The organism is Rhizobacter sp. P3_C12 (assembly GCF_056402735.1).
This window is the reverse complement of sequence record NZ_JBFUGW010000191.1, coordinates 1-12,368: the sequence shown is the minus strand read 5'-3', so window position 1 is coordinate 12,368 and position 12,368 is coordinate 1. Positions and strand designations below refer to the sequence as shown.

General features: G+C 67.8%; 13 protein-coding genes. 1 reads left to right on the top strand and 12 read right to left on the bottom strand.

The window, feature by feature from the left end; all coding sequences use genetic code 11:
• The 11 genes from AC1DXV_RS24135 to AC1DXV_RS24085 all read right to left on the bottom strand — a co-directional run.
• A partial coding sequence (locus AC1DXV_RS24135) for a sigma 54-interacting transcriptional regulator (protein ID WP_477935906.1) occupies positions 1 to 948 on the bottom strand: 948 nt, incomplete at its 3' end.
• Between the two features lie 43 nt (positions 949 to 991).
• Positions 992 to 2,095: a nitrogen regulation protein NR(II) gene (gene glnL / locus AC1DXV_RS24130; RefSeq protein ID WP_477935908.1), complete on the bottom strand. Its 1,104-nt coding sequence runs from the start codon at positions 2,093 to 2,095 to the stop codon at positions 992 to 994.
• Positions 2,096 to 2,115: 20 nt separating this feature from the next.
• The gene (locus tag AC1DXV_RS24125) at positions 2,116 to 2,592 is read right to left on the bottom strand and encodes a hypothetical protein (protein WP_477873844.1); all 477 of its coding nucleotides are present in this window, start codon (positions 2,590 to 2,592) and stop codon (positions 2,116 to 2,118) included.
• Between the two features lie 193 nt (positions 2,593 to 2,785).
• Entirely contained in the window at positions 2,786 to 4,201 is a 1,416-nt protein-coding gene (gene glnA / locus AC1DXV_RS24120) for a type I glutamate--ammonia ligase (protein ID WP_477935904.1), read from the bottom strand.
• A gap of 246 nt (positions 4,202 to 4,447) precedes the next feature.
• Positions 4,448 to 5,242, bottom strand: coding sequence for a competence/damage-inducible protein A (locus AC1DXV_RS24115; RefSeq protein ID WP_477871145.1), 795 nt, complete (start codon positions 5,240 to 5,242; stop codon positions 4,448 to 4,450).
• A 22-nt stretch (positions 5,243 to 5,264) separates the two neighbouring features.
• Positions 5,265 to 6,128, bottom strand: coding sequence for an EI24 domain-containing protein (locus tag AC1DXV_RS24110; RefSeq protein ID WP_477871147.1), 864 nt, complete (start codon positions 6,126 to 6,128; stop codon positions 5,265 to 5,267).
• 39 nt (positions 6,129 to 6,167) lie between these two features.
• Complete coding sequence (locus AC1DXV_RS24105; RefSeq protein ID WP_477935902.1) at positions 6,168 to 7,154, bottom strand: sterol desaturase family protein; 987 nt, start codon at positions 7,152 to 7,154, stop codon at positions 6,168 to 6,170.
• Positions 7,155 to 7,178: 24 nt separating this feature from the next.
• Positions 7,179 to 7,982 (bottom strand): polysaccharide deacetylase family protein, encoded by an 804-nt coding sequence (locus tag AC1DXV_RS24100; RefSeq protein ID WP_477870288.1) that lies wholly within the window; start codon positions 7,980 to 7,982, stop codon positions 7,179 to 7,181.
• Positions 7,966 to 8,982, bottom strand: coding sequence for a YncE family protein (locus tag AC1DXV_RS24095; RefSeq protein WP_477870290.1), 1,017 nt, complete (start codon positions 8,980 to 8,982; stop codon positions 7,966 to 7,968). The genes AC1DXV_RS24100 and AC1DXV_RS24095 overlap by 17 nt, the downstream gene beginning before the upstream one ends.
• 108 nt (positions 8,983 to 9,090) lie before the next feature.
• Entirely contained in the window at positions 9,091 to 9,903 is an 813-nt protein-coding gene (locus tag AC1DXV_RS24090; RefSeq protein ID WP_477870294.1) for a TIGR00266 family protein, read from the bottom strand.
• 88 nt (positions 9,904 to 9,991) lie between these two features.
• The gene (locus AC1DXV_RS24085; RefSeq protein ID WP_477935900.1) at positions 9,992 to 10,933 is read right to left on the bottom strand and encodes a hypothetical protein; all 942 of its coding nucleotides are present in this window, start codon (positions 10,931 to 10,933) and stop codon (positions 9,992 to 9,994) included.
• Between the two features lie 244 nt (positions 10,934 to 11,177).
• Between AC1DXV_RS24085 and AC1DXV_RS24080 the strand changes: the two genes are divergently transcribed.
• Positions 11,178 to 11,669, top strand: coding sequence for a heme-degrading domain-containing protein (locus tag AC1DXV_RS24080; protein WP_477935898.1), 492 nt, complete (start codon positions 11,178 to 11,180; stop codon positions 11,667 to 11,669).
• Positions 11,670 to 11,710: 41 nt separating this feature from the next.
• Here AC1DXV_RS24080 and AC1DXV_RS24075 read toward each other — a convergent pair.
• Positions 11,711 to 12,368 (bottom strand): DUF6445 family protein (locus AC1DXV_RS24075; RefSeq protein WP_477935896.1); only part of this gene is annotated, 658 nt, incomplete at its 5' end.

The following is a 12,368-nucleotide window of genomic DNA, read 5'->3' as shown; positions in this document are numbered from 1 at the left end:
CGACGGCACGTCCTCGCGCCGCTCGCGCAGCGCCGGCAGCCGCAGCCGGATCACGTTCAGGCGGTGAAACAGGTCCTCACGGAAGGCACCGAGCTTGACCCGCTCCTCCAGGTTCTGGTGCGTCGCCGCGATCACCCGCACATTGCTGCGCAACGGGTTGTGCCCGCCGACGCGGTAGAACTGGCCGTCGCTCAGCACGCGCAGCAGCCGCGTCTGCAGGTCGAACGGCATGTCGCCGATCTCGTCGAGGAACAGCGTGCCGCCGTCGGCCTGCTCGAAGCGCCCGCGCCGCGTCGTCTGCGCGCCGGTGAACGCGCCACGCTCATGGCCGAACAGCTCGCTTTCGAGCAGGTCCTTCGGGATCGCCGCGGTGTTGATCGCGACGAACGGCCCGCTCGCGCGCGGGCTGTGCTTGTGCAGCGCCTGCGCGACCAGCTCCTTGCCCGAGCCCGATTCGCCGGTGATCAGCACCGTCACCACGCTCTGGCTCAGCCGCCCGATCGCGCGGAACACGTCCTGCATCGCCGGTGCCTGGCCCAGCATCTCGGGCATCTGCGCCATGCGCTCGTCGCGCACCTCCTCGCGCATGCTCTCGTCGAGCGCGCGGCGGATCAGCTCGACGGCCTTCGGCACGTCGAACGGCTTCGGCAGGTACTCGAAGGCCCCGCCCTGGAACGCGCTGACCGCGCTGTCCAGGTCGGAGTAGGCCGTCATGATGATGACCGGCAGGCCCGGATGCCGCTCCTTGACCTTGCTCAGCAACTCGATGCCCGAGCCGCCCGGCATCCGGATGTCGGATACGAGAACCTGGGGTTCGTCGTCCTCGAGCGCGATCAGCACGTCCCGCGGGTTCGTGAAGCTGCGCACCGCGAGGTCTTCACGCGCCAGTGCCTTCTCCAGCACGAAGCGGATGGATTGGTCGTCGTCAACGATCCAGATGGGTTTCATGCCCTGCCTGTGGTTCCGGTCCCGCCCGCCCCGGGCTTCTGGCTCAGGGCAACGGGATCACGATCTTGAAAAGGGTCTGGCCCGGCTTGCTCTCGCATTCGATCATGCCCTGGTGTTGCTGCACGAACGTCTGCGCCAGCGTGAGTCCCAAGCCCGACCCGCCATCGCGCCCCGATACCAGCGGGTAAAAAATGCGATCCCRGATCGACTCCGGTATTCCCGGGCCGTTGTCCTCGATATGCAAGTCCAGTGCCAATCGATAGCGCTGCTTGCCCAGCGTGACCTGGCGCGCGATGCGCGTGCGCAGCGTGATGCAGGCGTCGCCCTGCTGGATGCGCTCTGACAGCGCCTGCGCCGCGTTGTGTGCGATGTTGAGCACCGCCTGGATCAGCTGCTCGCGGTCGCCGCGGAAATCGGGGATCGAGATGTCGTAGTCGCGCTGCACCGCGAGACCGCGCGGGAACTCGGCAATGATCAGCGAGCGCACCCGCTCGCAGACCTCGTGGATGTTGACGTCGCTCACCACGTGCGGCTTGCGGTGCGGCGCGAGCAGCCGGTCGACCAGCGCCTGCAGCCGGTCGGCCTCCTGGATGATGACCTGCGTGTACTCGGTCAGCGCGCGCGACTCGACCTCCATCTCGAGCAGCTGCGCCGCGCCGCGGATGCCGCCGAGCGGGTTCTTGATCTCGTGCGCCAGGTTGCGGATCAGCTCCTTGTTGGCGCGCGCCTGGCCGAGTGCGCGCTCCTCGCGGTCTTGCCGGGTCTGCTGCTCGATTTCCACCAGCTCGACGATCGCCTCGTTCGCCCGGTCGAGCTGGTTCACGATCACGTGCACCGGCAGCGCATCGCCATGGGCCGACACCGGCCGGCGCAGCAGGGCTTCGAAGCGGCTGGTGGAGAAATCGTTGCGCACGACCGCGGCCACGGTGTCGCGCACCGAGTTGGCATCGATGAACCACTCGAACAGCGAGCCGCCCAGCACGCTGCGCCGCGGCAGGCCCAGCACGTTCTCGAACGCGGCATTGGCGAACAGGCAGCTGCCGTCGTCGCGCACCACCGCGACCATCGTCGCGAGGTGGTCGAAGGCCTCGTAGCGCCCGGGCAGGTCGCCCGGCAGCGCCGGTCGCGCGGGCTTGGGCTTGCTCACCGGCTTGTTCACCGGGTTGTTCACTGCAGCTTCGCGATTTCCCGCTTGAGCGCGGCGATGTCGCTTTCCTTGCGCATCAGGCTGGCCTTCATCTCGGCGACGCGGTCGATGTACTTCTGGTAGTTCTTCTCGTCGCCCTGCCGTTCGGGTTCGCCGTTGTTGTAGGCCTTCTGCATCTCGGCCAGCGCGTCTTCTTCCTTCTTCAGCTCGGCCTCGAGGATGCGGCGTGCATCGCTGTCACGGGCGCGCTGGTCGTTCGGGTCGACCCGGTTCTGGCCCGAGGTCGCCGCGCCCGAGGCGGCCTTCGCCGGGCGCTGGCCCTGCACCACGGTGATCGGCGTGCCCTCGAGCGTCTTGCAGCCCTTCTCCTTGGCTTCCTTCGCGGACAGCGTGTCGGTGTAGAGCACCGGGTTGCCGGGGCAGCGGTAGACGGTCTTTTCTTCGGCGGCCCGGGCAGGCAGGGTGATCACGGTGGCAACGGCAACCAGTGTGAGCACGCGACGGGTCGTGGTTCGGTGAGAGCGCATGAGAGATACCTCGGGCCGTGGGATCTGGTGGATTGTGGCCGATCCCGCCATGTAAAAAGGGACGGCGCATGCCGTCCCTTCTCGTCATGTCGGTGGCGGAACCGTTGGATCTGAGAGCCTTCAGCCCCCGTCCGGGTTCCGCGCCGCCATCAGGCGCCGCAGATCAGGCGCTGTAGTACATGTCGAACTCGACCGGATGGGTCGTCATGCGGAAGCGCGTGACCTCCTGCATCTTCAGTTCGATGTACGCATCAAGGTAAGCATCGGTGAAGACACCGCCCTTGGTCAGGAACGCGCGGTCCTTGTCCAGGTAGTCCAGCGCCTGGTCGAGGCTGTGGCAGACGGTCGGGATCTTCGCGTCTTCTTCCGGCGGCAGGTGGTACAGGTCCTTCGTGGCGGCTTCGCCCGGATGGATCTTGTTCTCCACGCCGTCGATGCCGGCCATCAGCAGGGCCGAGAACGCCAGGTACGGGTTCGCCAGCGGGTCCGGGAAGCGCGCTTCGATGCGGCGGCCCTTCGGGTTGGCGACGTACGGAATGCGGATCGAGGCCGAGCGGTTCTTGGCCGAGTAGGCCAGCTTGACCGGGGCTTCGAAGCCCGGGACCAGGCGCTTGTAGCTGTTGGTGCCGGGGTTCGTGATCGCGTTCAGCGCGCGGGCGTGCTTGATGATGCCGCCGATGTAGAACAGCGCGAATTCGCTCAGGCCGGCATAGCCGTCACCGGCGAACAGGTTCTTGCCGTCCTTCCAGACCGACTGGTGCACGTGCATGCCGGAGCCGTTGTCGCCGACGATCGGCTTGGGCATGAAGGTGGCCGTCTTGCCGTAGGCGTGGGCCACGTTGTGGATCACGTACTTCTGCAGCTGCAGCCAGTCGGCGCGCTGCACCAGCGAGCTGAACTTGGTGCCGATTTCCATCTGGCCGGCATTCGCCACTTCGTGGTGATGCACTTCGACCGGGATGCCCAGCGATTCGAGGATCAGGCACATCTCGGAGCGCAGGTCCTGCGCGCTGTCGACCGGGGGCACCGGGAAGTAGCCGCCCTTGACCGCCGGACGGTAGCCGGAGTTGCCGTGGTCGTATTCCTTGCCGGTGTTCCAGGCGGCTTCCTCGGACTCGATCTTCGAGAACGAACCGGACATGTCCACGTTCCAGCGCACGCTGTCGAAGATGAAGAACTCGGGTTCCGGACCGAAGAAGGCGGTGTCGCCGATGCCCGACGACTTCAGGTAGGCCTCGGCACGCTTGGCCAGCGAACGCGGGTCGCGTTCATAGGGCTTGCCGTCGGTGGGCTCGATCACGTCGCAGGTGAGGATCAGCGTCGGCTCTTCGAAGAACGGGTCGATGTTGGCCGTGTTCGGGTCCGGCATCAACAGCATGTCGGAAGCCTCGATGCCCTTCCAGCCGGCGATCGACGAAYCGTCGAAGGCATGGCCGGAGATGAACTTGTCTTCGTCGAACGCAGACAGGGGCACCGAAACGTGTTGCTCTTTGCCGCGGGTATCGGTGAAGCGGAAGTCAACGAACTTGACCTCGCTTTCCTTCACCATCTTCATCACGTCGGCGACGGTCTTTGCCATCAGGTTCTCCTAGCGAGAGGCTTGTGGGGTGAGTGGGATTGGTACAACGACAGTTTCAGTGCCGGGAGGGGCCTGGAAATGCGCACAGGAATGTAGCAGAAAGCATGCCCGCGCCCGATGACGGCGCGGCCCCTGCCGGGATGCGATCCACCGGGTGAGCGAGGGCCTCGGAACCGCGATGGATGGGGGGCGGTGACGCCACTTTGGTGCGCCGCGCAGCACCATGCTGGACAAGAGTTCCAGCCCTCATCGCACCAACTCGGGGCCCAGCTGCGCACCATGGCCACGCAGCCCGGCCAGCAACTCGGCGAAGGCCTCGGCCACCGGTGCGGCCGCGCCCTTGACGCCCAGCTCGATGTGGCGCCCCCACTGCGGGTGGTCGACGCTCGGCAGGCTGAACACCTTGACGCCGTCGAAGCGGGCCTCGATGGCCTCCATCAGCGGCGTGAGGGTCGACTCCATCGCGCCGAACACGATGACCGACTGCTCGCGCGGGCGCTCGCTGCGGTGCTCGGCGGTGTAGCGCTCGTCGAGCACCCACTGCACCATCGGCCAGGCCATCACCGGGAAGCCGGGCACGAAGTGCACATGGCCGACCGAGAAACCGGCGATCTTGTTGTAGGGGTTCGGGATGATCTGCGCGCCTTCGGGGAACATGCCCATGTTGAGCCGGTGCAGGTTGTCGGCGCGCTCGGGCTCGTACGGCAGGCCCTGCTCGGCGGCGATGTCGCGCATGCGCTCGAGGATCAGCTCGCGCGCCTGCGGATGGAGCGCCAGCGGCACGCCGAGCGCATCGGCGGCGCACTGGCGCGTGTGGTCGTCGGGCGTGGCGCCGATGCCGCCGCACGAGAACACCACGTCGCCGCTCGCGAAGGCCTCGCGCAGGTGGGCGGTGATGCGGGCGGGGTCGTCGCCGACGTAGCGCGCCCACGAGAGCGGGATGCCGCGTTCGCCGAGCAGCGCGATCACCTTGGGCAGGTGCTTGTCCTCGCGTTTGCCGGACAGGATCTCGTCGCCGATGATGATCAGGCCGAAGTTCATGCGGAAAGCCTTGTGGGTGGAGCTATGCGGGGGGCAGCGGAAGCGGCGTCGGATCGACCGGCGGCGCCACCACCGCGGCGGCGAGCTGCTGCTCGGCGCGCAGCTCGGCCAGCGCGGCCAGCGCGAAGTGTGCGAACCACAGCGACGAGAACGCGAACACCAGCGTGTAGATCCAGATCGCGACCGGCACCAGGATCGGCGCGAGCGCGACGAACATCAGGCCCGAGGCCCACACCAGCGACGGCGCGGCGCCGAGGTAGCCGGTCGCGATGCCGAGGCCGAGGAAGCTGGTGCGGTAGCGGCGCACCAGCTCGCGCCGCTCGTCCTTGCTGGCGTGCTCGGACAGCACGTCGTAGACCATCACGCGGTAGGTGAGCCAGCCCCAGATCAGCGGCGGCACGATGAGCACCATCAGCGGCACGAACCACAGCGGGATCGACGCGATCAGCGCGACGACCGCGATCGCCGTCGAGCCTAGGCTCACGACGACGCTGCCGAGGAAGGTGCCGCCGCGGCGGCGCTCCAGCAGCGGGAAGCGGCGCTGCGCCACCAGGTTCAGCATGGCCGGCGTCATCATCGTCGCGACCACCAGCAGCGACAGCAGCACCAGCACCGGCGTCGCGAGGAAGATCACCACCAGCGGGCCGAGCACCGACTTCAGGTTGCCGGCGCCGATGCTCTCGAGCCAGTTGAAGAGGGCGTGCAGCAGGTCCCACGCATTGAACAGGTCGCGCACGCCATCGATCGCGGCTTCCCAGAAGAAGTAGCCGAGGCCGAACGTGAGGCCGACCAGCAGGAACAACGGCAGCAGCGACAGGACGATGACGCGCGGATGCAGGCAGTAGGCGGCGGCGCGCCAGAAGGAATCGAAGAGAGGCTTGACCATGGCGCGGCAGGATACCCGAGGCCCCGGTTGCTGCGCTCGCTAGCGGCCGAGCATGCGACGCAGTCCGAGCCACTGCTGGTGCCAGAACCCCTGCCCGTACTCGCGTCCGCCCGCCTCGGGCAACTGGTCGCGGATGCCCGTCGGGTCGTAGCGGATCTCGAAGTTGCCGGTGCGGAACAACACGTCCCACACCGGGAACAGCACCGCGAAGTTGTGCCCGCCCAGCGTGCCCTGCCCTGCGGTCTCATGCCCCAGGCCGATGCTGTGGTGCAGCCGGTGGAAGCGCGGGCTGACCAGCACGCGCTCGAACACCGTGCCGAACCACACCCGCAGGTTCGCATGCGACAGGCTCTCCAGCAGCTGCGTGCAGGCCACCACCGCGATGAACTGCCCCGGCGGGATGCCGATCAGCCGCGCGACGACGACGATCACGCTGTCGCGGATCAGGTCATCGAGCAGGTGGTTGCGGTTGTCGCTCCACATCGTCATCTGCCGCTGGCTGTGGTGCAGCGAATGCAGCCCCCACCACCAGTGGAACTGGTGCTGGCCGCGGTGGATCCAGTAGTCGACGAAGTCGAACACCAGCAGGTAGGCAACGAAGCTGAACCACGCGGTATCGGTGACGCCCGGCCACCACGGCCCGAACCACTCGTCGAACTGCCAGGTCGGCAGGCCCGCCAGCCGCGCAGCACCGAAGGCCTCGTCGAACAGCGGATCGACCGCGAAGAACAAACCGACGCGGAACAGCCCCAACCGGTGGATCAGCGTGTACAGCACGTCGATGCGCACCGCGCGCCGGTCGGTCACCGGCTCGACCGGGCGCCAGCGCTCCAGCGCGCCGAACACCACCAGCAGCACGACGATCTGCAGCAGGCCGACCAGCAGCCAGCCGGTGGCATCGAACGCATCCTCGACGACATTGCCGAGCCCGAGCTGGAAGGCGAGTGGCTGCACGACGCCTTCGAACAGCGCCTGCTGCACGCGGCCGAAGGCGTCGGTGAAGGCAAGCAGCAGGGAATCGAGCATGGCGAGCGTGTTCGGCAGAAGGGATCAGCGTTGCGCTGCATCCCGGTAGGCGGGGTGGTCGCGCAGGGTGGCGAAGCAGAAGCCGCGTTGCTTGAGCCCCTGGATCAGCGGCTCGAGCACCGCCGGCGCCCACGGGTCCTGGCGCGACCAGATGCCCAGGTGGGCCAGCATCACGTCGCCCGGCCGGATGTGATCCAGCGCGCGCTGCAAAAGTTGCGCATTCGGGTAGCGATCGCTCGGCAGTTCGTCACCGAGGAAGCCGGCGGCACTCCACGGCACGTGGGTCCAGCCGCAGGCCTTGGCCGCGGCCAGCAGCGCCGGCGAGGTCTTGCCGCCGGGCGCCCGGAACAGATGCGGCATCGCCTGCCCGGTCATCGCGCGGAAGCGGTCGGCCGGGCGCTGCAGCTCGGCGCAGTACTCGGCCGCGGTCCAGGTCAGCAGCTTGCCCGCGTTGGGGCCGGCGCTGGGCCGCACCTTGAAGCCGCCACCCTTCTGGCCCGTTTTCACATCGGCCACCCAATACACGTGGTCGAAGGTGTGCGAGCCGAACAGGTGGCCTTCGGCCGCGCGCGCCTTCCACCACGGCGCCCATTCGTCATCGAGGCTCGTGCCGTCGGTCTTCGTCTTCTCGTTGGCGAGGAAGAAGGTCGCCTTCACCTGCTGGCGATTCAGCACGTCGGCGACCAGCGGGGCCACGCCCATGTGGCCGGTGTCCAGCGTCAGGTAGACCGGCTTGTCGCAGCCGGCCGCGTGGGCCGGTGCGGCCAGCGCCGCGATCAGGGCTGCGGTCAGGGCGGCGACAACGACGGGGCTAGCGGCGCGACGCATGCTCGAGCGTCCACACCCCGTGCGGCGAGCGGCCCACCGCCACCTGGCGGATCACCTGCTTCTTCTCGATGTCGATCAGCGTGAGCTTGCGTGCCCAGCGCGAGCTGACGAGCAGCGTCTTGCCGTCGGCCAGCACGTCGATGCAGTCGGGGCCGCCCGGCGCCGGGTAGGTGTCGACCACGCTCAGCGTGCGGGTGTCGATCATGCTGATGGTGTTGGCGACACGGTTGCTGACGAACACATGCTGGCCGTCGCCGCGGCTGCGGAACGCATGCGCGCCGGCGCCGGTCAGGATGCGCTTGACGAGCTTCGGCTGCGCCTGGCTCACGTCGTAGACCTCGACGAACTCGTCGCCGGTGAGGCCGACCAGCAGCAGCTTGTCGTCGGGCGTCAGGTAGACATCGGCCGGCAGCTTGCCGACGGTGATCTTCCAGCGCGGCTTCTGGGTCGCGATGTCGATCGCCATCAGCTCGTCGCTGTCCTGCATCGACGAATAGATGACGCTGCTCTTGCTGTCGATCGACAGATGGCTGGGCGTGCGCGATGCCGGCACGCGGCCGGCGAGCTTCATCGGGTTGGCCGCGTCGGCCGGCTCCCAGCGGTAGATGTCGATGTGGTTCAGCCGGTTCGCTGCGGTGACGAACCACTTCATGTCGGGCGAGAAGCGCAGGTGGTACGGGTCGGGGATCTTGGTGATCGTGCGCTGCACCTCGGCGGTGACCGGGTCGACCAGCGTCAGCGAATCGCTCAGCGCGTTGGCGACGATCAGCGATTTCTCGTCGGGCGTCAGGTAGAGGTGGTGCGGTTCCTTGCCGGTGGGAATGCGGCGGATCTCGGTGAAGGTCTTCGGGTCGATCACGCTGATCGACGCGTCGAGCGAGTTCAGCACGAAGATCGGCGGCTTGACTGCGTCCGCGGCCTGCGCCCCGAGCGGGGCGGCCAGGCAGAAGGCCGACAGGACGAGCGACGAGAGACGGGGCAACGCAGACAGCAGTTTCAAGACCGGCACCAACAGGAGAAACCAGCATTTTAGGCGGGCGCAGCGTGCGCCCACCTTCAAAATGGCCTGCGAGCGCCTTTCTGTTCTGCGCTTCGTCAAAGTCAGGCGTTATTCATCGTCCCCGCCGAGGATGCCGCCGAGCAGGCCGCCGCCGGCGAAACCGCCCAGCACCGAACCCTCTTCACGCCGCCCGCCGTTCTGCGGCGCGGCCGCGAACACGCGCGACGCGAGGCGCGAGAACGGCAGGCTCTGCAGCCACACCGTGCCCGGCCCGGTGACCTTCGCGAAGAACAGGCCCTCACCACCGAACAGCGCGGTCTTGATCTTGCCGACGTACTGGATCTCGAAGTTGACGTTGGGCGTCAGCGCGACGATGCAGCCGGTGTCGATCAGCAGCGTCTGGCCGGGCTGCAGCTCGCGCTTCAGCACGGTGCCGCCGGCGTGCACGAAGGCGAGGCCGTCGCCCTCGAGCTTCTGCATCACGAAGCCCTCGCCGCCGAAGAAGCCGACCGACAGCTTCTGCTGGAAGAAGATGCCGAGCGACACGCCCTTGGCGGCGCACAGGAAGGCATCCTTCTGGCAGATCAGCGTGCCGCCGAGCTGGCGCAGGTCCATCGGCAGGATCTTGCCGGGGTACGGCGCCGCGAACGCGACCTTGCGCTTGCCCTGACCCTGGTTGGTGTAGACGGTGGTGAACAGCGACTCGCCGGTGATCAACCGCTTGCCGGCGCCGAGCAGCTTGCCGAAGATGCCGCCCTGGCTGGCCGAGCCGTCGCCGAAGACGGTGTCCATGCCGATGCCGGCATCCATGTACATCATGCTGCCGGCCTCGCCGACCGCCGCTTCGCCCGGGTCGAGTTCGACCTCGACGAACTGCATCTCCGAGCCCTTGATCTCGTAGTCCACCACGTCCATTGCCACGTTCATGCTCCTGGTTGAGAACGGGCGGATTCTGACATCGTCGGGGAGCGGCCCAATGACTCGATGCAGCAGCAGCCCATCGCGTGAGTCAAGTCATCAACTTCGGCCGCACCTTGGCCACACGCACACCCCGCACCAGGAAGAACCCGATCACGTCGAACCCCGCTTCCGCCGTCGTGAACGCCTGCTCCGGCCCGCTGCAGGGCTGGATCCCCCGCGATGCCGGGCCGCGCTGCAGCGGCCAGGCAGGCAGCAGGTTCGCCACGAATCCGACGTACTCCGCCATCGGCGCACCCCACCGCCGATCGAACAGGCGCAGCTCGATTCGCGCGACCCCGTGGCTGYGGTCCTCGAGGGTCGACGTGTCCTGCACCGTCAGCAGGTAGCGCGCCGTGCTGGCGCGCACCGGCCCTTCGATCGACTGGGACAGCTCGACCTGCACCAGCCGCGCCATGAACTCCTCGGTGTTCGCGGGCGGCAGCAAGGCATGCCCGGTGGATTCCCACCACAGACGATGCGCCGTCACCGAGATCGCGCCACGCGATGTCATGCGCCGGTCCTGCTCGACGAAGACGAAGGTCGACGTGGCCAGCACCTGCCGCGCATCCAGCGGATCGAACCAGTCGACGGGCGGCACGTCGTCCGGCTCGGGGCGGCGCACATGCTCAATGTCGAGCAGCACACCCTCGTTCGCCGGCACGCGGCTCGCCTCGCTCGAGATCGTCAGGTGGCGCTCGCTGTCGCAGCGGTGTGCCAGGTAGGCCAGGGCATCGCTCGCCATCGCGTCATCGGCCGCGTGCAGCCGGGCCTCGGCGAGCTGGCGCTGGAAATCCTGCAGCGCGAGCCAGCCCAGCCCGTGGGCGGCCAGCAACGCCGCGAGCGCCAGCGCGACGCCGATGCGCCGCTCGCGTGTTCGAGGCGGCAGGCGGCTGAGCGCACCGAGCGCGAACGAGGCCGCCACGAGCAAGGCGATCGCGCCGAAGGCGAGCAGCGCCGGGGAGGTGAACAAGGTTTCGGTCAGGGACGGCATGGGCCAATCCTTCAAAAAAGAGGAGGTCGTAGAAGGGATGGAAGCGATCCGTGGGATCGCAGACGTCGGACCAGAAAGCCCCCGGGTGTCAAAGGCCGGCCGCGTCGAATGCGCACAGTGTCTCCAACCCATGCATTCACCTAAGGTGACGCATGCGGTGGATGCATGGATTTCGGGGTCTGCCGATACAGTCGGAGGCTCAAACGCCCCTCCGCCCCCCCTTCAAACGGCTTCAGACCCCGCCATGAACCTCGAAAAAGATCTGAAAACGATTGCCCTGCAAGAGGATTGTTTTCAAATGAAACACTTCGATGAGGCCACCGCATGGGCCTTGGGCTCGCGGCTGAAGGAATTGGCCGAAGCGCGCGGGGTCGCGATCACGATCGAGGTGCGCCTGGCGCGCGAAACGGTGTTCTTCTGCGCGATGCCGGGCACCTCGCCGTCGAATGCCGACTGGGCGCGCCGCAAGCGCAACACCGTCGAGCTGCTGCACCGCAGCTCCTACCGCGTGGGGCTGGACAACGCGCAGGACGGCGGCACGCTCGAGTCGAAGATGGGGCTGCCGCTGCGCGACTACGCGGACCACGGCGGCAGCTTCCCGATCCGGGTCGCGGGCAGCGGCTGCATCGGTGCGGTGACGGTCTCGGGCCTGCCGCAGCGCGAGGATCACGCGCTGGCGGTCGAGGCGCTGGCCGAGCTGTGCGGGGTCTCGCTGGACGGGCTGCGGCTGGACTGACGAGACGGGGCTTCGACAGGCTCAGCCTGAACGGGGTGCGCTCAGCGCTGCGCTTCGAAGTGGAACAGCTGCACCAGCCGGCCTGATTCCGCGCGGTCGCCGAACAGTTCCGTGATCGCGTGGAAGAAATCGCTGCGGAACACGATCAGCCGGTTGAAGCGCATCGGCACCTCGAACAGGAACTCCCAGGTCGCATCGCGCTGCTGCTGCCATTCGGCGAACGGCAGCCGCCGGTTGATCGGCAGGTGGCGCTTCTGGAAATCGAGGAACGACGCATGGCCCATGCCGGCCAGCGCGGCATCGTCGGGCCGGCGGTCGTGGCCGGTGGCGCGGTGCCGGTAGAAGCGCGTGCCGCCGCGGCAGTCTTCCGGCCGGCTCAGGTACAGCACGCCGCCGAAGATGTGCGGCAGCGTCGGGTTGTCGACGTGCACGTCGGCCCGCGCGTCGTCGCTCGCCAGGCTCACGCGCAACGCGCCGTTGTCCGGCGAATCCCACTTGACCGCGCGGCCCAGCATGTCGGCGATGCGCTGCATCGTCGCGCCGACCGGCTGCGGCGGCGTCTGCACGYCGGGGAAGTTGCCGTTCGCCGAGCGCTGCGCCTGCRTCGCGCACAGTCGCAGCGCCTCGGCGCGGAAGGCCTGCGGATCGGGCAGGAAATCGTCGATGACGAGCAGGTCGCGCTCGGCGCAGGCACGCGCC